We start from the raw sequence: 25,442 nt of genomic DNA on the forward strand, positions 1-25,442 counted from the left end.
ATGTAGCCCAGCACTTTTTCGTGATGGTCTTTTGAAATCAGGGCGCCGAAGTTGGTGGCCGGATCCATGGGGTCGCCCACGATAATGTTGTTGCGGGTCCGCTCCAGCAGTCGCTCCATGAAGGCCGGGTAGATAGCCTTATGTACGAACACCCGGGTGCCGTTGGTACAGATTTCGCCCTGGGTATAGAAGTTGCCGAGCATGGCGGCGGAGACGGCGTCGTCCACATCGGCATCGTCGAAGATGATCAGCGGCGACTTGCCGCCCAGCTCCATGGTGACCTCTTTCAGGGAGCCGGCGGCGGCGGCCATCACCTTCTTGCCGGTACCCACTTCGCCGGTGAAGGACACCTTGGCGATATCCGGGTGATGAGTGAGCCAGGCCCCCACGGCGCCGTCACCCTGCACTACGTTGAATACCCCGGCGGGTACCCCGGCTTCGATGAAAATTTCGGCGAGCTTGAGCGCGCCCAGCGGGGTTTCTTCCGAGGGCTTGAAGATCATGGCGTTGCCACAGGCCAGAGCCGGGGCGGACTTCCAGCAGGCGATTTGCAGCGGGTAGTTCCAGGCACCAATGCCGGCACAGATGCCGAGTGGCTCACGGCGGCTATAGTAGAAATCGCCGCCGAGATCCTGCTGGTTACCCTCAATGGAGGGGGCCAGGCCGGCGAAAAACTCGATGCTGTCAGCGCCGGTCACCACGTCGACCACCGAGGCTTCCTGCCAGGGTTTGCCGGTGTCCTGCACCTCGATACGGGCCAGCTCGTCATTGCGCTCGCGCAGTAGCGCCACCGCCCGCAACAGGATGCGGCTGCGCTCCATGCCACTCATGGCCGACCACAGCTCGAATCCCCGGCGGGCCGAGGCGATGGCCGCCTCCTGTATGTAGGGATCGGCCACTTCCATCTGGTAGGCGACCTCGCCGGTGGCCGGGTTGACGACATCGAAGGTGTCGCCGCTTTTGTTGGCCAGGTAGTGTCCGTCGACAAAGTTCTGATAGCGCATCAATGACATGCTTTTACTCCGTGTTGCTGTAACAGCTACTTTTACGAGTTTCCTGTATCCCGATGATAGCCATAATTTATTGATTGATCGTTCAATTAATGTAAGAAGCCTAAAGGTTAGGGTTGTAATGATCAACGTTATCAAGCTTAAAAATTGAGTCGTGAAGTATCATTTTGCAGTAAATTGTTGTTTTTAATGTGTTTTATTTTTATCCTTTTTATCGGTAATCCTGTTATTTTTGCTTAGTGTCGTTATTTTTATGGCTGTCTGGCGATAGCCGTGATGGGGGAAGGTACAGCTCATGGACGCTATTCATCCATTTCTGCCAGGCTGCTCAGGGGCTTTTGACATGAAGAAGGACAGGGTGAGCTCACCTGTGGTGACGACGAGGCGGAGAAACAATAGTGCGAATACCGATCTTGCTGCTGGCGCGGGAGCCTGGGGTTGGTCCGCCATTAAAAGCGCAGCTTGTGGCAAGGGTGCACGCGTTGGGGTTTGCCACATCAAAGTTGGTTTGGGTCAAACAGCCACACTAGCGTGCAGCCGGTATTTTGCCGGTGGCTTTACATTATTTGATCGTTTATCGTTGAACGCTAATTGATGCCAAACTGATTTATACGAGCGAAAAATAACAAGAAAAGGAGCAAGTGATGTTGAAAAAAATCGCGTTGGTAGCTATGGGTGGTCTGTTTGCCACTACCGCTATTGCCCAGTCTGAGCTGTTCAAGGCGGATGACCTGGTTAAATACCGTCAGTCTATCTATCAGGTGATGAGCGCTCAGGCCAAGGTGATGGGTGCCATGGCAAAAGGTGACATCGAGTTTGATGCCGACACCGTACACGAGCGGGCGCTAAACATGGGTAATGTTGCCAAGTTACTGGGGGAAACCTATGTGCCCGCTACCCAGGGCGTGAAAGAAAGCAACATGCTGCCTGCCGCCTGGGAAGACATGGACGGCTTTCAGGCCAAGGGCAAGGACTTTGGTGGTGCCCTGGAAGCGCTGATCGCCGCATCCGGTGAACCTGGTTTTGATGCTGCCAAGGCACGGCCGGCCATTGGTCAAGTGCTGAAAAGCTGTAAAGCCTGTCACGATGACTATCGCGATTAAGCAGCTGGTCTGAAAAAGGAGCCTTGAGGCTCCTTTTTGTTGCTGGCCCCATGTACAGGTCGGTGGAGGAGATCCCTTCATCCTCCCAGATGCTACGGAGTTGCCTGTTGGTGGTGCCTCTGGTATTCAGGTTCAAAGGTGAACAGATCTTTACTGTAATTGGTATTAGTCAGTTCTCTCGGTTCGTCTGGTTGTAGAAAAACACAAAATTGCGCGCTCTTGCTGCCCAGAAGCAGCAAGAGATAGAGGCTAGTTGCGAGATGAAGGAGAACCTGTGACACCTGTCGCCATTGGGTTGATTCTATTTTCAGCTCTGCTACATGCGGGTTGGAACTTGATCGGCAAGCGTACTGCTCAGAGTGTGCGTTTTTATGCCTGGGCAATGGGCTTCGGCATGCTGCTGTATAGCCCGCTGTTGATGCGAGTCTGGTCTCAGGTATCCGTACTCCCCATTGAGCTCTGGTGGCTGCTGCTGGCCTCTGGCCTGTGCCAAACATTATACATGGTTGGTCTGGCCAAGGCTTACAGCCACGGTAATCTGAATATAGTCTACCCGTTAGCGCGGGCGCTGCCGGTGCTGCTTGTACCAGTATTGATTCTGTTGGTTTATGGTCAAAGCGAGCTGCTGCTACGCGATGTGTTTGGAATGGGACTGATCATTTTGGGATCGCTGGCATTGCCGCTGACGTACTGGCGTGACTGGCACTGGCGCAACTACCGTACACCTGCGATCGGTTGGGTACTGCTGGCGGCTGGTTCCACGGCAGGCTATTCAGTGCTCGACAGTGCCGCGATCCTGATTATGAAGCAGCAGGGAATGAGTGCTTTCGATGCTGGCAGCAGCTATGTTGTGTTGCAAGCGATCAGTTGCCTGTTGTGGATGTTGCCTTTGGTTCGATGGGTTTTTGGTGAATCACTCCGGAAACTACCGGACTTTGGCTGGACGCTTCTGGCGGGCTGCTTCATCATTGGCACTTACCTGCTGGTTCTGGTCAGTATGTCCATGGTCAGTGAAGTCAGTTACGTGGTTGCGCTGCGCCAGGTCAGTATTCCTCTGGGGGTCTTGATCGGTGTGTTCTGGCTACGTGAGTCGATGAGTCTTCCGCGACTGCAGGGATTAAGTGTGATGTTGTTGGGGTTGCTGCTGGTCTCGCTTTAATGGCCCCTGCACCTTTATGTATTTTTACCTTAAAGACCCCTGGCTAAAATAATAGATAGGCGCCATGTTAGCTGCAGAAGTAATCTCATTTTAAAGTTCAATAATACTCTGTAGACTGAGGGCGGTTAGCCCACATCATTACTATGATGGAAGCAGTCGATAGCAGACGGAGACAATATCGTCATGCAGAAATTTTCTATTCCAATGCGTGTGCTGCACTGGTCAAGTGCCTTGCTGGTGGTGGGCCTGTTTGGCGTTGGCCTGTGGATGCGCAGCCTGAGCTATTATGATCCTCTCTATCAGGTGCTGCCATTCTGGCATAAAAGCGTCGGTTTCCTGCTGTTGTTCCTGATACTGATTCGTTTATTCGTTCGAGTGGTAACGACTCAACCCGACCCTCTTCCCAGTCATCAGGCCTGGGAGCGTATCCTGGCTCGAGGCACCCACTGGCTGCTATACGGATTGATGTTCGGCTTATTTATCAGCGGCTATTTGATTGCTACCGCGAATAATCGTCCCGCTTCATTTTTTGGCTGGTTTGATATTCCGGTACTCATTACCGCTTTTGATGGCCAGGAAGACATTGCCGGATTAATACATGAGTATTGTGCCTGGTCGTTGATCGGTTTATCTGCCCTGCATGCCGCGGCAGCCATCAAGCATCACTGGCTGGATAAAGACGCGACGTTAAAGCGAATGCTTTAATTGCACCCTATACCCCCAAGGAGAGTAACGATGAAAAAAACCATGATTGCCGCTGCATTACTGGTACTGACTCCTCAGGCGTTTGCCGCCGCAGAAACCTATGTTGCCGATACCGAAGGCATGCATGCGTCGGTGAATTTCAAGATTAACCATCTGGGTTATAGCTGGATAGTCGGGCGTTTTAACGACTTTAAAAGCAGCTTTGTGTTCGATGAAGAGGACGCCGCTAATAACAGCGTCGAGGTGACCATTAACACCAGCAGTGTTGATACCAACTATGCCGAGCGCGATCGCCACCTGCGTAGCGACGATTTTTTGAATGTTAAAGAGTTTCCGCAAGCCAGTTTCAAGAGTACCAGCGTCACCAAAGATGATGACGACGGTGAATATACCGTTAAGGGCGATTTAACCCTGCACGGAGTGACCAAGCCGGTTGAGTTTGAAATTGAAGAAGTGGGGGCGGGTCAGGATCCCTGGGGTGGCTATCGCCGAGGTTTTGAGGGTGAAATGGAGTTAAAGCTGGCAGATTTTGGCATTAACTACGATTTGGGCCCAGCGGCCGCCACCGTGTATCTTGATTTTCACCTCGAGGGTATTCGCCAATAACAGTCTTGTCAGCTCACCCCTGACGATGATTACCAGATAGAAAAGCCCGGAGCCAAGGCTCCGGGCTTTTTATTTTGGCTCGGCGCTATGTGTCATAAATAATAAAACAGCACCCAGACCGGCACGGCCGCCAGCAGAACGGCGATAATAAAACGGAACCAGGGAAAGGCCCCATGGGGTGTCCGCTCATCGGCCCGGCGATCTTCAGGCGCCTGTTTATGACCGGTGATCATGGCTTTGACCAGGGCTTCGCCCCGTAATCGATACAGCACTATGGCCAGCACATGCAGGCCTATGATGAGCAGTATGCCTTCATAAAACCAGTTCTTGTGCCAGCGGGTCATGAGATCTGTGGTGGCACCGGACGCGTAGTTATAAAGAGGCCCATTGTAGAAAATGTCGTCACTGGCAAACAAGCCGGTGACCAGCTGAAAGAGCAAAGTCACCAGGATCACCAGCACCATGATGCCGCCAACCGGGTTATGGCCAAGATAGATGGGCTTGTTGGCTTTGGTGCTGGCGCGCAGGTAATGGACAATATGCCTGGGATGATACAGGAAGTGACTGAAGCGGGCATAAGGCGTGCCGATAACGCCCCAGACGATGCGATAGCTGAGCAAGGCCAGCAAGGCTTGTGCGAACAGCATGTGCTGATCCATATCGTCCCCCGCTGAGCGCCATAATAAAAACAGCAGTATGGGCAGGCTCCAATGAAAAACCCGAATCGACCAATCCCAAACTTTAACGGGCTTAGGGGGCAAGCTGCTCATGAACCTGTTCTCCTGTGAGGTGTGTATTCGGCCATTCTAACCTGAGCACTGTCATTATTTAAGCCAATGCTGATGTGAATGTGTGTCGGTATGCCGGCCATCTTATAGCCAGGCAGAATATCAGGAGGGCACCATAAAATATCCCGGCAAAAAGCCGGGACAGGCAGAACAGCAATCGGGAGTGTGACCGAGCGCGGGTTAATTGATTTTGGTTAACGCCTGCTCCAGCCCCTGGCGAAACTGATTGCGGGTGAGCGCATTAATTTCCTGCCATTTGTCACGGGGGGCAAAGTTGACCCTACTTTCGGTAAGCACGTCTTTGCTCTGTAGCGCAATCCAGCGTGCGTCGTAGTTGCGAGCCTGCTCGCTATCCCACTCCAGCACCTGATTGACGATGGACTGTAAACGATCGGGATTACTCATGGCATAAGGCGTGATCTTGATACCAAAGCGCTGGTTTAGCTGGCTGACGGCGGCATGAGCCGTGTTGTCGCCGGACTTGTTGGCATCGCTTCGGGCGCGAAGCTGGGCTGCATAAAACCAGAAGGTAGCCTGATCCTGATAGTCGTTATCGAACATGATGGCCGAAATCAGGTATAACACCGGCGGTGCATAGTCATTGGGGCTTTTAAGGATGTCATTGATGATGTCGCCGTTACCGCCGGTAATCGCATCCATCGCTTGCTGGGATTTAGCCACGTCAATTTGGGCAAATTCGCCCTTGGGGGTAATTTCCTGCGGCGTCTGGCTTTGGCTCGTCTGCTGGCCGGCGCCAGGCTCGGTCTGGCTGGTCTGCTCGGAAGGTGACTGACTGGAGCAGGCCGCCAGAAAACCACAAAGTAACAATGGGTATAATTTCATCGGTTAACCTCATCAAGAATAATAACTCCAGCAAAGCGGGAAATCGGGTTCAGGTCAAGGGCGTTGAGATTGTTTTGTGACCATTTTATGAGTCCGGGCCATTGCAGAGGCACTTTCTGACACTCTATGGTTGTTGTTGCCAAAATAAATGAATGTCCTGGCGATAAGAAGCGGGAATGCTGCGCGAGCAGCTGAGTACGATGGCGTTGCCTTTTTTAAGGCCGCGAATGGTACCCTTTAATGTCCGGGCCTCCCGCAGCAGCTGCCGGCAATGGAGAATCAGGGCGGGGGGCGGCTGGCCACGCTTTACCGTCACCTGCACCCCTTCAATGGTAATAAGAAAGCGTTCCTGGTGGCGGCGCAGCAGATAGAGCAGGCCAAACAGGGACAACGAAACCAGTAGTATATTGCTGAACATATTTTCATCCTTGAAATACAGCATTTCATGACAATGATGATGACAGTTTGAACCATAAAGGCAAGTGACGCTTATGAAGTTGCCACCAAAAGTCAGAGTCGCGACTTTTAATGTCGCCCTGGATCGGACCCGTCCTGGCCAGTTGGCTGCAGAGCTGGCCGCCGGACATCGCCAGCCCTGGCATATTGCCCGTATTTTGCAGCGAGTCCGGCCCGATATAGTGCTGCTGAATGAATTTGATCACGATGGTGAAGGGGCGGACGACCACCACTTGCAGTTGTTTTGCCAGCATTACCTGGCCCGGGGCGAGCAGGGCATCGACTACCCCTATCGTTATCTGGTGCCGACCAATACCGGAATGCTGGCACCGTTGGCCTTGAACGGGCAGGGGACCCCCAGCTTGCCTACCGACGGCTTGGGCTTTGGTGCTTTTCATGGCCAGTACGGCTTTGCGGTGTTATCGCGTTTTCCCCTGCTGGTTGAGCAGATGCGCAGTTTTCGTCATTTTTTATGGCAGGACATGCCCGGCGCCCGGTTGCCGCACATAGAGGGCAAAGGCTATTACGGTGCCGATGTACTGCAGCTGCTGCCCCTGTCTTCCAAAAACCATATCGACCTGCCGGTACGATTACCCAATGGCCGGGTGCTGCATTTGCTGGCCTGTCATCCGGCGCCGCCGATCGATGAAGGGCCGGAGCGGCGTAACAGCTGTCGTAATCATGATGAGCTGCGATTGTGGCACGACTACATCAGGCCGGAACACAGCCATTATCTGACCGATGATGCCGGCGGCACGGGCGGACTGAACCAGGATGATGACTTTGTTATTCTGGGGGATTTAAATGCCGACCCCGAAGATGGTGACGGTTTTCGCGAGGGCATTCAGGCGCTACTGGCCGACCCCCGGCTTAACCGTGATGCGGCGCTGGGGCGATGGAAGCCGGCGTCCCGGGGTGGTTTTGCGCTCCGGCAAACGGGTCCCCGTACCGGTTCGCCCAAATACTGGACCCACAGCCAGGGGTTGCGGCTCGATTATGTATTGCCGAGTGCGGGTTTGCAGGTGCAGGCCAGCGGTGTTTATTGGCCAGCTCCCAACAAGGCGAATGCGCACTTGTTCTGGAATAAAGGTGGCTGGCCGGATCGTCGCGCCAGCTCGGATCACCGCCTGGTCTGGCTGGATATTGTCTTGTAGTGTTGTGAGTGCCCTCACGCTTTTATGGCACTGCTGCTGAATAACGCGAGCAATATCAAACATTAAAGAATCAATACTGGGCTTTCATTGTGCTTGGCGATTAAATGGTTGCCGAGACCCTAGATTGCTTTCGAAGTTCAGTTATCCGGACGGGTGAGCCGGATAATCAACTGTTATGCTTCATCGTGGGCAAGCCAATTGGCTTGCCCTTTTTCTTGCCTGTTTTTCACTTCTTTTCTCCCTTCTTTTTCCCCTTCTTTTTTTATTCTTTCTGGTCGTCGGGCTGGCGACGGGAACGGTGCCTTTTGTGTCCGTATGCATGGCGATGATGTGCCTGTCATCTATCTGCGCGACATCGGATATGAGTGTTACATAATAGTGAATTATGCCGTTTTTATTAGAAAAACAGCACTATATTTACATTATGTTCCCGCATGTTGGGAATTTAAGTTTTACACCGTCGATTTATCAGGCAATGTGCGCCGCGAGGAGAGGATTATGACCATAAAAATCAGCTCTCAGGACAAGGTGTTTATGCTGTTGTCCGCTCTGGTCACGGCCCCCGGTGCCATTACCGCCCGCGAGCTTGCGGGGCTGACCGGCCTGCCATTGTCCAGTACCTATCGTTATCTGGCGGTGCTGAGCCGCTGGTCACTGGTGCAGGAGCGCCAAAGTGGCAGATATGCACCCGGCCCCATGGCGGTACAGCTGACGGCGGGCTTTGAGCATCAGAACAGCGTGTTGACCTGGGCGCGGCCATTGCTGGCCGAGCTGGCGGAGCGTTCCGGAGAAAGCGCGGCCCTGATGATGATTTCCGGCAATCGGGCACTGTGTGTCGAGATGATAGACAGTTCTCAGGCCTTGCGCTGTTGCTACCAGAAAGGCTATTCCCAACCCTTGCGCCACGGCGCCAGTGCCAGAGCCTTGCTGGCGTTTATGAGCGAGACCTTGCGTGAGCCGATACTGGCGGAATTGCCGCCGGCAGAACGTTCTTCGATGACCCAGGCGTTGGCACAGGTGCGGGAGCAGGGCTACGCCGTGTCGCAGGGTGAAATCGACAAGGGGGTCTGGGGGGTAAGCGCGCCGGTACTGGGCAGTCGGGAGCACCTGCTCGGTGCCATCAGCCTGATGGCGCCCGTGGACAGGGTCGGCGCACTCCAGAGTCAGTGGAGTCGCTGGGTCTGCGAGACAGCCGCGCGTCTGGGCGCCATGACCTATTAGTCAATTTAGTGAGGAACCATAATGGAACAAACCACATATAGCGCCGCCGACATGTCAGTGTGGCAGGGACGCGTCGATCACGAAGAAGGTGATTTGGCCCGTCGCTGGCATCAGCAGGTGCAGGCCGTTGCAGGTGAACCGCTCCCCGGCCTGGTGTTGCTGGGCTTTTGTTGCGATGCCGGAGTGCGACGCAATCAGGGGCAGGTCGGTGCGGCGGCCGGCCCTCAGGCTCTGCGGAGTGCGACCGCCAATCTGGCCTGGCATCTGGAGACTCCTCTCTACGACGGTGGTGACGTGCACTGCCATGGGGATGAACTGGAGGCCGCTCAGGCGTTGTATGCCCAGCAGGTCGCGACTTTCCTGGATGCCGGGCACAGGGTGATTGGCCTGGGGGGCGGTCACGAAATTGCCTACGCCAGCTTCAGCGGTCTGGTAGAGCACCAGTGTCGTCAGCAAGCAGCGCCGCGCATCGGGATCATCAACTTCGACGCCCACCTGGACTTGCGTCGCTCGGCCCGTGCCAGCTCCGGAACGCCTTTCAACCAGTGTGCCGCCTTGTGTGAATCCCTGGGCCTGCCGTTTCACTACACCTGTATCGGCGTCAGCCGCTATCACAACACAGATGCGCTGTTTGATCGCGCCAGCCAGTTGAACACACGCGTCGTGCTCGATGAAGAACTGAACAACTGGGACATACAGCCGCTGACTGCGGCGCTGGATCAGGCCATCGACGAGGTGGATGTGCTGTATGTCACCGTGTGTCTCGATGTGTTGCCGGCCAGCCTGGCGCCGGGCGTGAGCGCACCGGCAGGAAGAGGCATGGATCTGGGATTGCTGGAATATGCGCTGGAGCGCATCAAGGCCAGCAACAAGATAGCCATGGCCGATATCGCCGAGCTGAACCCTGCTCGGGATCAGCACTCGAGCACGGCCCGGGTGGCCGCCCGCCTGTTGGCCCGTCTTGCCGGCTGATCCATCGGTCAGCCGCGATTTATATTGTAATTGTCTGTAAATATAGGGAAATAAAATGAACCTCATTACTCTTGATGTGATGAACACCACGGCCCTCGCGGCGTTGCTGCTGATGCTGGGACTGGTATTGCAGCGCAAGGTCCCCCTGCTTCACCAGTTGTGCGTACCGGCGCCGGTGATCGGTGGTTTTGGCTTTGCCCTCGTAGCATGGGCCGCCCGTAGCTGGGGAGATGTGGAATTCCAGTTTGATACGGCGCTGCAAACCCCGCTGATGATCGCGTTTTTTGCCACCGTCGGCCTGGGCGGCAGCCTGGGGTTGCTGAAAAAAGGCGGCAAGGTGCTGGGTATTTATCTGGTGGCCTGCTGGTTGCTGGCACTGTTGCAGAATGGCCTGGGGATCAGTATTGCTTCCTTGCTGGGCGAGCATCCTCTGCTGGGCCTGATGGCCGGCGCCGTCTCGCTGGAAGGTGGCTTTGGTGCCGCGGCGGCCTTCGGACCGGAAGCCGAGGCGCTGGGCGTTACCGGTGCCACCACGGCTGCGCTGGCGTCGGCGACCTTCGGCATGGTAGCCGGTGGTTTGCTGGGCGCCCCGATTGCACGCTTGCTGATCACTCGGCACAAGGTCGATATTCATGCGGAGCAGGTACATGAGCTGCAAGAGCTGCAGGCCTCCGAGCGGCCGGTATCGGTGACCATTACCGGCGTTCTGCTGCTGAAAATCGTGGCGGTGGTGCTCTGTACCATGGTGGCCGGCCTGTGGCTGAGCGGCAACCTGCGCAGCCAGCTCGATATCATATTGCCGTCTTATGTCGGTGCCATGTTTATCGCCATCGTGCTGCGCAACCTGAATGACAAGCTGACCCTGGTGTCGCTGCCCGACAATGCCATCAATGTGATCAGTGACTTCTGTCTGGGTATTTTTCTGACCATGGCGATGATGTCGTTGCAGTTGTGGCAGCTGGCGGATTTGGGCTGGTCATTGCTGATTATCCTGGTAGTACAGACCCTGGCGATCATACTGCTGGCGGTGTTTGTGATGTTCCGGTTGATGGGGGCCAACTATGATGCGGCCGTGCTGTGTGCCGGTTTTGTCGGCCATGGTCTTGGCGCAACGCCTAACGCCGTCGCCAACATGGGAGCGGTTTGTGATCGCTACAAGGTGTTTTCACACAAGGCCTTTATTGTGGCGCCGCTGTGTGGTGCCGTGTTGATCGACATAGTGGCGATACCCGCCATCACCTGGTGTCTGAACGTATTTGGCTAAGGTAATACGGAACTTGAGAAGTCAAGAAGGACGGTGCATTGCACCGGCCTTTTTGTTACTGCTGACGCTGGCGCAAGAAGGCCGGAATGTCGAGGCCTTCAGGTGTCGGCTCGGTAGGGTGGTGCACGACGGGCTGGGCATGCGGCTGTGGCTGAGTCGGTGCTATGGTTTCCTGCGGTGGCTGTATGCCGGTCGCAATCATGGTGACCTGTATGCTGTCGGTCAGGTTGGGATCCAGGCTGATACCGGACACCACGGTGGCATATTCGCCCACGCACTCGGCAACCTGGTCGCCAATTTTCTGAAAATCGTCCAGCCCTATATCCATGGAGGCCACCACGTTTAGCAGTACGCCCCGGGCACGCTCCAGCTCTACCTTTTCGAGTAGCGGATTGTTTAGTGCCTGCAGGGTGGCATCTTCAACCTTGTTCTCACCCGTGCCCAGGCCAATGCCCATGACCGCCTTGCCTTGCTGACGCATTATGGTGCGCACGTCGGCAAAGTCGATATTGATAAGGCCGGTCTGACCTATGATATCGGCCAGGCCCTTAACGGCATTCTGAATGACTTTGCTGCTTTCGGTAAAGGCTTGCAGCAGGGGAGTTTTGGCACCCAGTACCTTGAGCAGGTAATCGTTGGGCAGCACCAGCAAGGCATCGGTATGTTCGGCTAATACCTTCAGGCCTTCGTCGGCGGCCCTGGCCCGCAACTTACCTTCAAAGGCAAAGGGGCGGGTGACGATGGCCACCGTCATGATATCAAGCTCGCGCGCCACCTGGGCGACGATGGGTGCGGCGCCGGTGCCGGTGCCGCCGCCCATGCCGGCGGTTATAAAGCATAAATCCGCGCCCCTTAGCTGGGCACGGATCTCGTCAATACTTTCTTCTGCAGCCTGTCGGCCTATTTCAGCCTGAGCGCCGGCTCCCAGGCCGCGGGTCAGTACCTTGCCCAGTTGCAGGATATTCACCCGGCTTTGCTGTAGCGCCTTGGCGTCTGTGTTCATTGCCACGATATTGACACGTTCCGGCAGCGCGCTGTCGGCCAATAGATTGACGGTATTCCCACCGCAACCGCCGACGCCGATTACGCCGATATTAATAGCATCACAATCCGGTTCGGCCGGTTCGAAAAAGAGGTGGTCGTTCATCCGGTACTCCGTGGAAAAACAAAAGGGCTGAATCAGTCAGCCCCGTAAGTTAAGGTGGTGATAATAAATAGCTTAGCTATTTTTTAATGACTCTGGCGCCAGTATCTCAACTTTTCCCGCCATGTCGGTCAGCCAACGGCGAAATTCGGGCGAGTCTTTGACCTCGGTTTCTACCATCATGCTCTGCTTGTCGTAACGGGTCAACCTGGGGTTGTTGCCCGGAATCGCCGTTTCCATCATGGCGCGATTCGGGTTGGTAATCCGGCCCACGAAATGAATGGTTTCGGACTCTTCGTGATACCCCTTTTCACGTATCAATTTATTGACGCTGAACTCACGAGGTTGCGTCACCGGACGATTGGTCAGCTCCACTTCCTTGATGTGATCGAAGGAAATGCCGTAAATTTTAGGGTCCATGTCCGAGACGGTACACAGCAGCATGGTGTTGTCTTTACGCCCGACAATACCCAGCGGATTGACCTGCTCATAACGCAGCCAGACGGTACGGCCCTTGATCACGCGCTTGATTTCGGCGCTGAACTTGCGACCACGCCAGAGCGCATCACGAATGGTGGTTGCGCGGCGAATTTCCGGGCTGCCGACAAACGGTCTGGGCAGGCTCACTACGTTTTCTACCCAGCGACTGGCCAGTTCACTCTGGCTATCTTTAATGACCTGATTGGCTTTATCAATAATCGGGTTTAATTCGCTTAATACGCTGGCGGGCAGCAGGTCGGCGGCCTGGTCATTCCAGGTCTTGAGTGCCATGGCCAGGCCAAGCGGCATGAAGTTGGCAAAATCATTTAAACCATTGCGTTCGAAGCACCAGCCGTGGGGTTTGCTGCGATCGTCCGAAGTCAGATCGAACAGGCCCATGCCGGACATTTCTTCCAGGTCGCGCTGTACGGTGCGCAAACTTACCTGAATACCTTCTTCTTCCAGTTTCTCTTGCAGCTGGCGTGCGGTCAGCTTGTACGGACGATAAGGAACACAGCGCGCCAGGGTCAATTGTCTTAATAGCTTCTTACTCATGGTGATGCCCTCTTGCTTGGTATGATTCTATCCTAGATTGAAGGTGTGACAACATCTGTCGCATCTTTTCCGAGGGAGACTGTCGCTGTTTTTCTACATTCTCTTTTCTATGGTCTGTTTCTGACGCTGTCCGGTCTGGGTACTCACGCTGTGCCTTTTTATGTAAGTAATTGAAATTAAATAAGGTTGTGGAGGGGTGTATGAAAATATTCATCATGTTGTTGCTGCTTGCAAGCAACCTGGTGTGGGCAGATTCGGTCGCAAAAAGGCCCATCGAACAGGCAAATAAACCGTCGTTACCCGACAGTCAAGTGATTAGCCGCTACCTGGCTGCTCTGGATAAGACCTCGGATCACGCCAAATTAGTGCAACTGGGGCGCTCGGCCGGTGGTCGGCCCATAGAGGCGCTCTTGTTCTCGGGCTCGGCTGCCTTCTTGCAAAACCCGGCCAGCGAAACCGATAAAGCCACCGTGATGTTGCTTGGCTCGCAGCACGGTAATGAGCCGGCAGGTGCCGAGGCGATGTTGCAGCTGGCACGGGAGCTGGGGGCGGGGCAGCACTCGGCTCTGTTACAGCAACTGAATCTGGTGCTGGTGGTCATGGCCAACCCCGACGGGCGAGACCTGGCGACTCGACACAATGCCAACAACGACAATACCAATATCGATTTTGTGGCCTTGCAGGCCAGTGAAACCCGACTGCTGGTGGACGCCTTGCACCGTTTTAATCCGGATGTGGTGTATGACGCGCACGAGTCGGGTATCTGGAAGCGGGTGCTGACCAAGGAACAGGGCTGGATGACGGATGTAGAGGCGCAGTTTGATATGGGCAACAACCCCAATATAGACAAGGCCCTGCATGATTATACCGAACATACCCTGTTGCCCGCCTTGATTGAGCGGGTGTCGGCCGCCGGTCTGCCCGCCAGCCGCTATCGGGGAGAAATAACCCGCCTGGAACAGTCGGTAGCCCGAGGCGGGCTGGGGATCACCAATCTGCGTAACTATGCGGCCCTGCAGGGGCGGGTATCCATACTGGTAGAAAACCGGCTCGATAATAAAGGCGGTACCTATGCCACGCCACAGAATATTGCCGAGCGGGTACGTAAACAGCATCTGAGCATGCTGACCATGTTGCAGCTGATCGCCGATGAAGCAGACCGCCTGCTGAAGGTGTCGCGCCAGGCGCGCCGGCAATGGGCGTCGGGCGCCAAAGGTGAACAGGTGTTGTCGATGGACTTCGGTTTTGGGGTGAATCGCCGGCAGCCCGAGGTGCAACTACCTTTGGTGCGCCTTGCCGATGGCCATAAAGCCTGGCATCGCTTTGCCAATCATGACGCTGTGCTCCGTCGGCAGTCGGTCGCCTTGCCGGTGGCGTATGCCATAACTCGCGAACGTGAGCGGATGGCCCAGTGGTTGGCGCGCCATCATATTACCTTTACCACGCTGGCCGAACCTCGCCTGTTAATGGCAGATCAGCTGGTGATCACCGGTGTGCAGACTCAAGAGAGCGTTCGCTCTGGTGGGCGGGAAAAGGTCCAGGCTGAGGTAGAGGTGAGCAGACAGGCCGTTACCCTGCAAGCGGGCGATGTGTGGGTGCCCATGGATCAGCCACTGGCGCCGCTGGCCGCCTTGATGCTGGACCCGCGTTCGGCCAATGCGCTGTATCAGGAACAGCCGTGGTCATGGCTGGCGTTAGGCGAGTTTCCGGTTTTTCCCGTGGTTGAACCCCTGACAGAAGCCCCTTGATGCCGCTGGCTGGAACGGCAAACGACCGGAGGCAGTTGCTGCCTCTGGTCGTTTCATGTTTGAACGAGATTTACAGTGCCAGCCAGGATAACGGCGACTTGCTGACGGCAGCGCCATAGATGTAGGCAAAAATCACAATCGACGCCAGGGCGGCAGCCAAACGCTGACCGCGGGTCTTGCCGCGTTTGATGGCGATGGTACCCAGCACAATGTACAGCACCAGGCCGATCACCTTGGCGGTTAGCCAGGGGCTGTTGCCAAACGGGATCTGCTGGCTGAGTACCGCCAACCAGATACCGAACGCCAGCAGCAGGGTGTCTATGATATGAGGCAGAATTTTCAGCAGCTTGTTGTTGAGGCGAGCCGGAGAAGGTACCGCCAGCCAGGCACGTAACATAAAGAGGATGATGCTGAGCAGGGCAAACATCATGTGGGCATGTTTAATGGCCATGTAAGACATAATAACTCCACGAAAGACAATAAGATGGCACCATGATAGCAGGATACGGTTGGGGGGTAGTGTGAAATACAGGGCCAGATCAAGGCATCAGGAGCGAGTCTGCTTTATCCTGTGTGTTCCTGATGATGAAAGCTGACGAGATGCGAGGAATGAAATGCTGAGACACTCTTTTTACGGCCTGCTGGCTCTGTTGTCGGCGCCCGTATTGGCGGCGCCGCTGACCGTATACAAATCCCCCAGCTGTGGTTGTTGTGAAGACTGGGTCACGCACATGCAGGAGTCGGGCTTCGAGGTCAGGGTGATTGATACCGACAATATGACGTCGATAAAAAAGCTCGCCGGCGTGCGTCCGGAACTGGCGTCCTGCCATACCGGCTTGATTAATGGCTATGTAATTGAAGGGCATGTGCCGGCCGCCGACGTGCGACAACTATTGAAACAAACGCCCGACGTGCGAGGTTTGACCATTCCCGGCATGCCACAAAGTGCGCCCGGCATGGATATTCCCGGCTCACCTTATGAGGTGCTGAGCTTCGATAAAGAGGGCAATACGGCAGTCGTCAGTCGCTACCCTGGTTAGGGGGGTCGGGTTCGAAGGCAATGAAGCGGTTGCCTCTGAAAACCAGGGTGCCGGTTTGCGTGGGTTCAAGCTGCTCATAGAGGTGCTGACTTACCTGAAACTCGCGTGCGCCGGCATCTTCCAGTGGACGAAAGGTCACATAATAATTGACTCTGGGAGCCGGGAGCTCGGTTTCCTGCTGGTGAGTCTGGCCCATAAACTCACGATAACGTTTATCGACGACCAAGACCTGCACGCTGTGTTGCGGCTGAGCGCTGTTATGGAAGTAAGCGAAGAGTCGCCGACCCACAATAATGATGGCAATGAGGATGATGCCCCAAAAGACAATTTTACTCATCGAATCCCCCCTGACTGTAATATTCAGCTTAATCTTTGTGTAACAGGACGCAAGCCAATGTGATGAAGGTGGCTCTTGAATGATCTGACAATACCTAAAGTATGGCTGCTGCTGGGGATGTTACTACTGGGATCGCCTCCGGCACAGGGGCTGTCATTGCCGCCCGGGCTGCAGGTGCAGGCCAGCCTGAAGCGCGCCACCGTGCCAGCCTGCCCCAAAGAAGCCGCCAGCGGCCTGAGCATGCGCCTTGAAAAGGGCCGCCTGCATGGGCAGTTGGAAACATTAAGCCTGGATTTAACCTGTTCTCGCAGTCAGCCGGACAACCGGAGTGCCGAGGCCGGCGAGCCCACGGATGCCTTGTCGTTGCTATTGACCCTGCCGGCCATCGATTTTCAGGTAGACACCCTCACCCTGCACCTGCCGGAAGGCATGATCAGCGGGCCCGCCGAGTTACATCATCAGCAACAGCATCTGGATGTGATATGGCAGACGGATGCCGGTGCGACACGACTGAGTATCATACCCGAGCAGTCGGGCTGGCGCTGGCAGGGCGAGCTGCCCGGGTGGCTGCTGACCCCGAGCTTGCAGCAACCGCTCACACTGAGTGGTGGCTGGCAACCGGAGCAGCCGTTCACGCTGCAGGTTAAAGGGGCACTGCCCGGACCATTGCGCGGCAACTGGCAGCTGGCGTTGCTGGCGCAACAAGCGAACGGCCAGTGGCGGCTGCAACCCAATTCGCATCTGACGGTAGACCGCCTGCAGTGGAAAAATCTGACCCTGAAGCAGCTGAAGCTGATGCCACAGGGGAGCGTGTCTTTGCATCAGCCCTGGCAGGCTCGGCTGAGCTGGCAGCGGGGGCAGTGGCAACGGCAGTCTTTACCCGCCGGAAGCTTGCGGTTTCGTGGTGAGCCGGGGCGCCCGCCGCGCGGCACTGTGGTATTGGATCTGGCCAAAGATATACAGCTAACGGGCAATTGGCACTACGACCGGCAACTGGCACTTGAGGTACCCGCGCAGCGGTTGCCTGCCGCGAGCCTGTGGTCGTGGCTCGGCACCTGGTTGCTCCTGCCGGTGGGCTTGGCGCCGCAGGCGGGGCAGGTGCAGTTGTCGCTCTCGGTGCCCAATCTGCTCGATAGCCAGCAACCGCTGATCGTTCAGGCCCGGTTGCAAGACGGGCAATTTGGCTACCGGGATATGCTGGCCGAGCAGGTGGCGGCTAAACTTAAATTAAGCTGGAGTCAGCAGGGGCTGCGCAGTCTGGGGCCGCAGGCCGTGTCGATAGCCAGGCTGAACGTAGGGGTGCCCATTACCGATATTCATGCGGCGTTGCAGTGGCGGCCGAAGGGGCCCTGGTTGTCGGGGCTCACGGCGCAGGCGCTGGGTGGCCAGTTGGCGTTGTCACCCATGGCACTTACGGGCACGCTTCATGGCGAGTTGCATGCCAGCAATATCTCCCTGGAGCAAATCTTGAGCTATGCCCAGGTAGACGGCCTGACCGGCAGCGGCCAGCTTCATGGGCGATTGCCTTTTTTATACGATGGGGAGGTCAGCGTGACCCAGGGCCGAGCTCATAGCGATTCGGGCTGGATTTCTTATCAGGCCAGTCAGCAGCTGGTGGAAACCGGCGAAACCAATCTGTCACTGGGGCTGACCCTGGGGCTGCTGAGCGATCTGCGCTACGACCGACTCACCGCCACCATTTCAATGGCCCGCAGTGGCGAGGCCACCATCGACAGCAGCTTGAAGGGGCGGGCGCCGGTCATGGGCAAAATGCACCCGGTTAACTTCAATTATCACCATCAGGAAAACCTGTTACAGTTGCTGGCAAGTCTGCGCTTCGCCCAGAATTTGAGTGAACGATTACCAGCCAGATTGCAGGGGGGGAGCGAGTAAATGATAAAATATACGGCCATAGTTGGCCTGTTGGTACTGAGCGCCTGTACACCCAGAGTGGAAATAATGGTGCCAGACAAGCCGATTACCGTTAATTTGAACGTGAAAGTCGATCACGAAATTCGGGTTCGAGTTGATAAAGAACTGGAACAGCTATTTGAGCAAGAACAGGGGTTGTTCTAAGGAGTGATGATGCGGTGGTTAATCATGGTATTGGTAGCCAGCCTGAGCTTTTCGGCCTGGGCGCTGGACTTGCAGCAAGCCAAACAGCAAGGCCTGGTGGGAGAGCAACTGAATGGTTTGGTGGGCGTGGTGCAAGGCAGTAGCGAGGTAAGAGCCGTGGCCAACGATATTAATCGCAAGCGCCTGGCAAGTTATCAGGATATTGCCCGACGCACCGGCACCAGCCTGACGGTGGTGCAAAGCCGTGCCGGACAGCTGAATATTGAGCGAACCCAAAGCGGACACTATATTCAGCTGGCCGACGGCAGCTGGCGGCGTAAGTAATCACTATCACCATGGAACCCTGCTTTATTGGCTCCATTCGACTTTTTATTCGCAATAATAGCCTCGATTTAAGTAAAACCCTTGGTTTGCCAGTGATAAGTGGTTAAGATTTAACCACATTTATTGATGGTAAAAGCAGGGGCTCGGGTATGAGACATAGGGTAAAGCTTGGCTTGATGTTAACATGGGTGTTTTATGCCATACCCCATGCTAAAGGTGCAGATGTGGAAGTAAAGCCGCCGGTTGCCAAAAAAATTCCTCATAATCTAACCCGCCATAACGATACTCGCGTCGACAACTATCACTGGTTGCGTGACGACGAACGCGCCGATCCTCAGGTGCTTTCCTATCTGGAACAGGAAAATCAATATACCGATCAGGTGCTGTCGCCCCTCGATACGCTGCAGGAAACCCTGTATCAGGAAATGATTGCCCGATTGCGTCAGGACGATAGCTCGGTGCCCTATCTTAAAAACGGTTATTGGTATCAGACGCGCTATCAGCAAGGGCTGGAATACGCCATGGTGGAGCGTTATGCCGATGGTCATCCCGAGCAGCGGCAATTGCTGCTCGATGGCAATGAGCGGGCAGCAGGCCAGGCTTATTATGACCAGGGGCAGCTGGCAGTCAGCCCCGATCAGCAGACCCTGGCGTTTAGCGAAGACTTCGTGTCGCGTCGCCAGTATCAGATTCGCTTTAAATCCCTGTCCGATGACAACGGCGCGCACTATGACGAGGTATTGGAAAATACGTCGGGTAACCTGGTGTGGGCCAACGACAGTCAGACCCTGTTTTACGTCAAGCAAGACGAAGACACCTTGCTGCCCTATCAGGTGTACCGCCATCAGCTTGGCACTCCTCAAGACCAGGATGTGCTGGTTTACGAAGAAACCGACAGCAGCTTTTATACCAGTATTTATAAAAGTCGTTCCAGAGACTATATCGTGATCGGTGCCTGGAGCACGATGACCAGCGAAGTCAGCCTGTTGTCGGCCAACGACCCGACCGCACCCGCTCAGGTTTTTGTACCGCGCCAGCGAGGTCATGAATACGATGTTGAGCATTATCAGGGCCAGTTTTATGTGCGTTCCAACAAAGATGGCGTGAACTTCGGCCTGTATCAGGCAGAGGATGGTGACCAGGCCCAGTGGCAGGCCCTGGTTCCGGCGCGCCCGGATGTGCTGCTGGAAGGCTTTACCCTGTTCCGCGATTGGTTGGTGCTGGAAGAGCGTAGCGAGGGCTTGACGCATTTGCGCCAGATTCATCGCCAGCATGGCGGTGAACATCAGATCCGGTTTGATGACCCGGCTTATGTCACCTGGCTTGGGGTGAATGCCGACGCGGACAGTTCCTGGTTACGTTATGGCTACTCTTCAATGACACGCCCGACGACCATCTACGAAGTCAACATGGACACCCAGGAACGTCGCGAGCTCAAGCAGGAGTACGTGGGCAAGAAGTTTGACGCCGAGCGTTATCGTAGCGAGCGGCTGTGGGTCAGCGCTCGTGACGGGGTCAAGGTGCCTGTCTCTCTGGTATACAGAGCCGACATGTTCGATCCCAAGGTCGGCAACCCGTTACTGGTTTACGCCTACGGCTCTTATGGCGCCAGCATGGATCCGGACTTCAGTTCGGCTCGCCTGAGCCTGCTTGACCGCGGTTTTGTGTATGCCATCGCTCACGTGCGTGGCGGCGAAGAGCTGGGACGTGACTGGTATGAGCAAGGCCGCCTGCTCAGCAAGCAGAATAGCTTTAACGACTTTATCGATGTGACTCAAGCGCTGATCAGCCAGGGCTACGGTGATGAAGAGCGGGTTTTCGCCTCGGGCGGCAGTGCCGGCGGCCTGCTGGTGGCCTCGGTCGTTAATATGGCGCCGGATTTGTTCAATGGGGTGATTGCCGATGTGCCCTTTGTGGATGTGGTGACCACCATGCTGGATGAGTCGATTCCCTTAACCACGGGTGAATTCGATGAATGGGGCAACCCGGCAGATGCCGAGTACTATCATTATATGAAGTCCTATAGCCCCTACGATCAGGTACAGGCCCAGTCTTATCCTCATATGCTGGTAACCACAGGATTGCACGATTCACAGGTGCAGTACTGGGAGCCCGCCAAGTGGGTGGCCAAGTTGCGCGAGATGAAAACCGATCACAACCTCTTGTTGCTGCATTGCGATATGGACACCGGTCACGGCGGAAAATCCGGTCGCTTTGAAGCCTACCGGGAGATGGCGCGGGAATATGCCTTCCTGCTGGCGCTGGCCGATGCCGGTACGGAAACCCAGGTTGCAGGCTTTAGCGCACCTTCCGGGGTAGTGAATTAACCCCATCAAATAACGACTCGCTACTTATCGTGAGGAGACCCCTCATATCTGCAAGCACCAAACCTGCAGATATGAAGGAGCCTCCTCACGATTTTCGCCTCACCCCTTCCTTTCTTTTCTCTTAACCTGCAAACGACTGGATAATCACCACCAGTACCAATACCGGGCACACGAAGCGCACATACCAGGGCCAGATCTTCCAGAACAGGCCGTGTTCTATGTCGGGGGAGCCGGACTTCAGTTCAGTCAATACCGCATTGCGCTGCCACACCCAACCCGCATACAAGGTAATGCACAGGCTGACCAGCGGCTGGGCATACTGGGTGGTCAGGGTGATCACCAGACCAAACAGGCTGCCAAAGTTAAAGACAATGACGATGCTGAACAGCGTACACACGGCCGTGACCAGCCAGGTGGCCTTGATCCGCGACAGCGTTGAAGACTCCAATACCAAAGAAACGGGGGCTTCCAGCATGGAAATAGCCGAGGTCAGGGCGGCCATTATCATCAGCAAGAAGAAGGCGAAGGCCACCGGGTATTGCGCCGCACCCATGGTGTTGAACAAGGCAGGGAGCACCGAAAATACCAGGGTATCCGAACTCAGCAGAGAGCCATCTTCGGCAAAAATGGTGACGCCATTGTGCTGCGCCACATACATGGCCGGCAAGATCAGCAAACCTGCCATAAAGGCCACGCCCGTGTCTAACAGCGTTACCTGAGCGGCCAGGGCGGGAATATTGGCCTGACGATCCAGGTAAGAGCCATACAACATCATCACGGCCGCACCCAGCGACAGCGAGAAAAAGCTCTGCCCCAGGGCGCCTATCAGCACATCCCCGTTGAATACGCGAGAAAAGTCGGGTACCAGATAGACTTTCAGGCCCTCACTGGCACCGGGTTGCAGCAGCATGTAACCGGTTAACAAGATCAGCATCAGCAGCAGCAAGGGCATCAGACGGCTCGACCACTTTTCGATGCCTTGCTCCAGCCCCCGGCTCACCACGTACAGGCTGAGCAGGGCGAACATCAGGGTAAACACCACATTACGCGATGTGGAAAAGCCGGTTAGCCAACTGGCCGAATCGCTGGCGCCTGCCACACTGGCAATGGGCTCCAGGGCATAGGAGATAAACCAGCCGGAAACAATGGCATAAAAGGTAAAAATAAAGCTGACGGTTAACACCGCGGCCAGCCCGACCACACCGGCTATCGGTTTACCCAAAGGGTGTTGGGTCAGGGTTTTCAGCGCGCGAAAGGGGTTGGACTGACCGTGGCGGCCAATGGTGATTTCAGCCACCAGCATAGGGTAGCCCAGCAGAAAGATGAACAGCAGATAGACCAGCAAAAAAGCACCGCCCCCATTGCTGGCTGCCTGAGTAGGAAAGCCCCAAATATTACCCACGCCAATGGCCGATCCGGCGGCGGCCATCACGAACCCTAGCTTACTGCTGAACTGCGCCCTTTTTCCCACGTCTTGCTGCTCCTGCTGACTGTAAAGTTAAACGTACAACTGCTGATAAACAAAAATAGCGGTGACTATGGTATTTTGCAGAGTTTTTGTCAAAGGGAAGTGATCAGGCCAGGGGAAGTAAGTGATGTGGTGCAGGTTTTTCAGGCAAAAATAAGGCGCATTGCTGCGCCTTGTCGACAGGTTTGGCTCCGGGGTTACGCCAACTCCAGCCGGGTGGTGAGCTTAAGCCAGTTGCGGCGTTGAATGGTAAAGGCAGCTTTAAGTTCGTCGCAGTTCAATCGCAGTCGCAGCTCTTCATATTTGCAGCGGGCTGCTTTTTTCTTTAGCTCCAGCAAGTGCTTGCGCATCTTGTAGTAGTGTTGCAGCTGCTGTAACAAACGATCGTATTCACTGTGCAACAGCGCCAGCCACTGTTCGGTGTCGGCATTTTGCTGGTGTTTCATGATCTTTTGTCGCGCAATTTCCAGGCGGCGTTCCAGTTTTGCCTGCTCGATACGCTCCGGCGGAGAAGTGCGCAGGCGAGAGGTCAGTTTTAACCAGCTCATGCTTTTGATCAGCCACTTGGTGGGATCGTAATGCCACCAGCTGATGCCGTTACGGTAGTCTGATTCAAACAGATGATGAAAGTTGTGGTAGCCCTCACCAAAGGTCAGTACGGCCAGCAAGTCGTTATCGCGTGCCGAGTTCTTGCTGGTATAAGGCTGACGCCCCCAGTAGTGGGCCAGGGAGTTGATAAAGAAAGTGACATGGTGGCCCAGAAACAGTCGCAAGCCGCCGGCCAGCAGCAGCATGCCCCACATATCGCCATGCCAGAATCCCAGCAGCAGTGGCAGGCCGATATTCATCAGCAGGGTGAGCGCCAGATAGTATTTATGCTGAAACTGCAGAATGCGGTTGCGTTTGAGATCGGCAATATTGCTGTCGTCCGGGGAGCTGTAGTGACGCAGCATCCAGCCCATGTGCGAGAACCAGAGGCCTCGGCTGGCCGAGTAGGGATCCTTGTCGGTGTCGTCTACATGGCGGTGGTGTCGGCGGTGATCGGCACACCAGTGATAGGCGGAGTTCTGCAGGGACAGGGCGCCCCCCAATGCAAATATCCATTGCAACAGCGGGTGGGCCTCATAGGCCTTGTGGGACCACAGACGATGATAGCCGGCGGTAATAGACAGGCAGCTATAGCTGAACAGCAGCAGCATGGCGAGCCACTGCCAGCCATCATAGCCATGGGTCAGGCCATACCAGGGGACCAGCACCAACGCAGCCAGCCCTGTCCCTGAAAAGACGGCCAGATTGGTCCAGATTAGAGGGGGTTTACGCATCTTTACTATCCATTGAGCGAACAACTGTACATTATTTTCGGCTGTAATGATGGCCAGCGTCAATCAAAAAATAAACTAACGGAGCTGACCGCATTGCGACAAAGGGGTATGATCCGGCTATTAGCATGTTGGACCTGGGTGTGCAGTGGGCATTCGCGCAGAACAAAAAGAAAAGACCCGGCGTAGTTTAATTGATGCAGCCTTTGGTCAATTAAGTGCCGAACGCAGCTTTTCCAGTCTGAGCCTGCGCGAAGTGGCTCGGGAAGCCGGGCTGGCACCTACCTCTTTCTATCGCCATTTCAAGGATATGGAAGAGCTGGGGCTGACTTTGGTCGATGAAGGTGGGCTCACCCTAAGACAATTGATGCGTCAGGCTCGTCAGCGCATTGCCGATGGTGGTAGTGTTATTCAAATATCGGTAAAAACCTTTATGGAGTTTATCGATCGCAGTCCGGATGTGTTTCGTCTGTTGCTGCGGGAGCGATCCGGTACCTCGGCGGCATTTCGTCAGGCAGTAGCCCGTGAAATCCAGCATTTTACGGCCGAGTTAACAGACTATCTGGAAGAAAAACAACAAACTAGTCGGAGTTATGCCGAAATGCAGGCTCAGGCGATGGTGACCATTGTATTCAGTGCCGGAGCAGAGGCGCTGGATATGAATGAAAACGAGCGGGCGGCGTTAGCCGAACGCATGACCTTGCAACTGCGGATCATTGCCAAGGGCGCAGATGCATACAATAAAGCAAAGAGGCTCTAGGCCCTATATTAGGAAGGATGACCATGTCAGGAAGTAAAACCATTCGTCGTAAACCTATCTTGTTGGCGCTGTTAGTTGGCCTGTGCGGTAATGCCACATTAGCCACTTTGAGTGTCAGCCAGCTGGCGTTTTCTGTTTTCCCCATCTTAGCGTTGGCGCTGGCTGCCCATATGCTATATCAGGAATACCTGAGCTCTCCCATGGAAGGCGATACGCCGCTGTGTACCTTGCTCGCCTTTCTGATTGGGGTGTTTGGCTATTCTGCATTCTTGCGCACCGAGTTCCCGGAAATGGGCACCAACTTCTTGTCGGTGATGATCAGCCTGGTCCTGATTATCTGGCTGGCACTGAAAATGGGTGTAGCAGCACGGCCTGAAGCTAAAGAAGACGTCAAGTCATAAGGTTAGCCCGGCTGCCGATACAAAAAAGCCCGCCATCCGGCGGGCTTTTTTTATAGGTGGGGAGTGAATGGCAAGGCGTTAGCCAGAAGCCACACTTACCGGTTATTATACCAAGCACATTAAATAAATGATCTATTTCATTGTTGTGTAGGCATCGGACAAAGGGACTACTCCGACGACCC

Annotated in this window: 26 protein-coding genes; 16 read left to right on the forward strand and 10 right to left on the reverse strand. The window is 55.2% G+C overall.

Annotated elements, in window-relative coordinates; all coding sequences use genetic code 11:
- On the reverse strand, positions 1-1,013 hold a 1,013-nt coding region (locus ACN0VL_RS13665; RefSeq protein ID WP_417618281.1), incomplete at its 3' end, for an aldehyde dehydrogenase family protein.
- 641 nt (positions 1,014-1,654) lie between these two features.
- On the opposite strand from ACN0VL_RS13665, the gene ACN0VL_RS13670 reads away from it, so the two are divergent.
- From ACN0VL_RS13670 to ACN0VL_RS13685, 4 genes are all read left to right on the forward strand, one after another.
- Positions 1,655-2,113: a c-type cytochrome gene (locus tag ACN0VL_RS13670; RefSeq protein ID WP_417618283.1), complete on the forward strand. Its 459-nt coding sequence runs from the start codon at positions 1,655-1,657 to the stop codon at positions 2,111-2,113.
- A gap of 274 nt (positions 2,114-2,387) precedes the next feature.
- Entirely contained in the window at positions 2,388-3,272 is an 885-nt protein-coding gene (locus tag ACN0VL_RS13675) for a hypothetical protein (protein ID WP_417618285.1), read from the forward strand.
- A 183-nt stretch (positions 3,273-3,455) separates the two neighbouring features.
- A complete protein-coding gene (locus ACN0VL_RS13680; RefSeq protein ID WP_417618287.1) occupies positions 3,456-3,977 on the forward strand; it encodes a cytochrome b in 522 nt (173 codons plus the stop codon).
- A 30-nt stretch (positions 3,978-4,007) separates the two neighbouring features.
- Positions 4,008-4,583: a YceI family protein gene (locus ACN0VL_RS13685; RefSeq protein ID WP_417618289.1), complete on the forward strand. Its 576-nt coding sequence runs from the start codon at positions 4,008-4,010 to the stop codon at positions 4,581-4,583.
- Positions 4,584-4,675: 92 nt separating this feature from the next.
- On the opposite strand, the gene ACN0VL_RS13690 is transcribed toward ACN0VL_RS13685, so the two are convergent.
- The 3 genes from ACN0VL_RS13690 to ACN0VL_RS13700 all read right to left on the reverse strand — a co-directional run bounded on the left by ACN0VL_RS13690 (position 4,676) and on the right by ACN0VL_RS13700 (position 6,632).
- On the reverse strand, positions 4,676-5,353 hold the full coding sequence (locus ACN0VL_RS13690) for a cytochrome b/b6 domain-containing protein (RefSeq protein WP_417618291.1): 678 nt from the start codon (positions 5,351-5,353) through the stop codon (positions 4,676-4,678).
- 198 nt (positions 5,354-5,551) lie between these two features.
- The gene (locus tag ACN0VL_RS13695; RefSeq protein ID WP_417618293.1) at positions 5,552-6,214 is read right to left on the reverse strand and encodes a hypothetical protein; all 663 of its coding nucleotides are present in this window, start codon (positions 6,212-6,214) and stop codon (positions 5,552-5,554) included.
- Positions 6,215-6,338: 124 nt separating this feature from the next.
- Positions 6,339-6,632 carry a DUF3634 family protein gene (locus tag ACN0VL_RS13700; RefSeq protein WP_417618294.1) on the reverse strand — a complete coding sequence of 98 codons (294 nt, stop codon included), beginning with the start codon at positions 6,630-6,632 and terminating at the stop codon, positions 6,339-6,341.
- Positions 6,633-6,705: 73 nt separating this feature from the next.
- Here ACN0VL_RS13700 and ACN0VL_RS13705 point away from each other — a divergent pair, with 73 nt between their 5' ends.
- From ACN0VL_RS13705 to gltS, 4 genes are all read left to right on the forward strand, one after another.
- Positions 6,706-7,824 carry an endonuclease/exonuclease/phosphatase family protein gene (locus ACN0VL_RS13705; RefSeq protein WP_417618296.1) on the forward strand — a complete coding sequence of 373 codons (1,119 nt, stop codon included), beginning with the start codon at positions 6,706-6,708 and terminating at the stop codon, positions 7,822-7,824.
- 498 nt (positions 7,825-8,322) lie between these two features.
- On the forward strand, positions 8,323-9,045 hold the full coding sequence (locus tag ACN0VL_RS13710) for an IclR family transcriptional regulator (protein WP_417618297.1): 723 nt from the start codon (positions 8,323-8,325) through the stop codon (positions 9,043-9,045).
- A 21-nt stretch (positions 9,046-9,066) separates the two neighbouring features.
- Positions 9,067-10,017, forward strand: a complete 951-nt coding sequence (hutG, locus tag ACN0VL_RS13715) for a formimidoylglutamase (protein WP_417618299.1) — start codon at positions 9,067-9,069, stop codon at positions 10,015-10,017.
- A 55-nt stretch (positions 10,018-10,072) separates the two neighbouring features.
- The gene (gene gltS / locus ACN0VL_RS13720; protein WP_417618301.1) at positions 10,073-11,281 is read left to right on the forward strand and encodes a sodium/glutamate symporter; all 1,209 of its coding nucleotides are present in this window, start codon (positions 10,073-10,075) and stop codon (positions 11,279-11,281) included.
- A gap of 55 nt (positions 11,282-11,336) precedes the next feature.
- Here the strand turns inward: gltS and ftsZ are convergent, their stop codons facing one another.
- Both ftsZ and ACN0VL_RS13730 read right to left on the reverse strand, forming a co-directional pair.
- Positions 11,337-12,428 (reverse strand): cell division protein FtsZ, encoded by a 1,092-nt coding sequence (ftsZ, locus tag ACN0VL_RS13725; protein WP_417618303.1) that lies wholly within the window; start codon positions 12,426-12,428, stop codon positions 11,337-11,339.
- Between the two features lie 72 nt (positions 12,429-12,500).
- Complete coding sequence (locus tag ACN0VL_RS13730; RefSeq protein WP_417618305.1) at positions 12,501-13,460, reverse strand: helix-turn-helix transcriptional regulator; 960 nt, start codon at positions 13,458-13,460, stop codon at positions 12,501-12,503.
- A gap of 200 nt (positions 13,461-13,660) precedes the next feature.
- Between ACN0VL_RS13730 and ACN0VL_RS13735 the strand changes: the two genes are divergently transcribed.
- Positions 13,661-15,208 (forward strand): M14 family zinc carboxypeptidase, encoded by a 1,548-nt coding sequence (locus tag ACN0VL_RS13735; RefSeq protein ID WP_417618307.1) that lies wholly within the window; start codon positions 13,661-13,663, stop codon positions 15,206-15,208.
- 70 nt (positions 15,209-15,278) lie between these two features.
- Here the strand turns inward: ACN0VL_RS13735 and ACN0VL_RS13740 are convergent, their stop codons facing one another.
- Positions 15,279-15,668, reverse strand: coding sequence for a SirB2 family protein (locus tag ACN0VL_RS13740; protein WP_417618309.1), 390 nt, complete (start codon positions 15,666-15,668; stop codon positions 15,279-15,281).
- Positions 15,669-15,822: 154 nt separating this feature from the next.
- Between ACN0VL_RS13740 and ACN0VL_RS13745 the strand changes: the two genes are divergently transcribed.
- Positions 15,823-16,248, forward strand: a complete 426-nt coding sequence (locus ACN0VL_RS13745; RefSeq protein ID WP_417618311.1) for a DUF411 domain-containing protein — start codon at positions 15,823-15,825, stop codon at positions 16,246-16,248.
- On the opposite strand, the gene ACN0VL_RS13750 is transcribed toward ACN0VL_RS13745, so the two are convergent.
- Positions 16,229-16,585, reverse strand: coding sequence for a DUF2500 domain-containing protein (locus ACN0VL_RS13750; RefSeq protein WP_417618313.1), 357 nt, complete (start codon positions 16,583-16,585; stop codon positions 16,229-16,231). The two genes, ACN0VL_RS13745 and ACN0VL_RS13750, sit on opposite strands and share 20 nt — an antisense overlap.
- A 75-nt stretch (positions 16,586-16,660) precedes the next feature.
- Between ACN0VL_RS13750 and ACN0VL_RS13755 the strand changes: the two genes are divergently transcribed.
- From ACN0VL_RS13755 to ACN0VL_RS13770, 4 genes are all read left to right on the forward strand, one after another.
- The gene (locus ACN0VL_RS13755; protein WP_417618315.1) at positions 16,661-18,478 is read left to right on the forward strand and encodes an intermembrane phospholipid transport protein YdbH family protein; all 1,818 of its coding nucleotides are present in this window, start codon (positions 16,661-16,663) and stop codon (positions 18,476-18,478) included.
- Positions 18,479-18,661: a YnbE family lipoprotein gene (locus ACN0VL_RS13760; protein WP_417618316.1), complete on the forward strand. Its 183-nt coding sequence runs from the start codon at positions 18,479-18,481 to the stop codon at positions 18,659-18,661.
- 6 nt (positions 18,662-18,667) lie between these two features.
- Positions 18,668-18,985, forward strand: coding sequence for a YdbL family protein (locus ACN0VL_RS13765; protein WP_417618318.1), 318 nt, complete (start codon positions 18,668-18,670; stop codon positions 18,983-18,985).
- Between the two features lie 176 nt (positions 18,986-19,161).
- On the forward strand, positions 19,162-21,312 hold the full coding sequence (locus ACN0VL_RS13770; protein ID WP_417618320.1) for a S9 family peptidase: 2,151 nt from the start codon (positions 19,162-19,164) through the stop codon (positions 21,310-21,312).
- Positions 21,313-21,433: 121 nt separating this feature from the next.
- Here the strand turns inward: ACN0VL_RS13770 and ACN0VL_RS13775 are convergent, their stop codons facing one another.
- Positions 21,434-22,783, reverse strand: coding sequence for a sodium-dependent transporter (locus tag ACN0VL_RS13775; RefSeq protein ID WP_417618322.1), 1,350 nt, complete (start codon positions 22,781-22,783; stop codon positions 21,434-21,436).
- A 194-nt stretch (positions 22,784-22,977) separates the two neighbouring features.
- Complete coding sequence (locus tag ACN0VL_RS13780; protein ID WP_417618324.1) at positions 22,978-24,102, reverse strand: fatty acid desaturase; 1,125 nt, start codon at positions 24,100-24,102, stop codon at positions 22,978-22,980.
- Between the two features lie 145 nt (positions 24,103-24,247).
- Between ACN0VL_RS13780 and fabR the strand changes: the two genes are divergently transcribed.
- Entirely contained in the window at positions 24,248-24,859 is a 612-nt protein-coding gene (fabR, locus tag ACN0VL_RS13785; protein ID WP_417618326.1) for an HTH-type transcriptional repressor FabR, read from the forward strand.
- A 23-nt stretch (positions 24,860-24,882) separates the two neighbouring features.
- Positions 24,883-25,260, forward strand: coding sequence for a YijD family membrane protein (locus ACN0VL_RS13790; RefSeq protein ID WP_417618328.1), 378 nt, complete (start codon positions 24,883-24,885; stop codon positions 25,258-25,260).
- The last annotated feature ends 182 nt before the right edge of the window (positions 25,261-25,442 follow it).

It is taken from the genome of Oceanisphaera sp., from assembly GCF_048268965.1.
In the GTDB taxonomy this organism is placed as follows: Bacteria; Pseudomonadota; Gammaproteobacteria; order Enterobacterales; family Aeromonadaceae; genus Oceanimonas.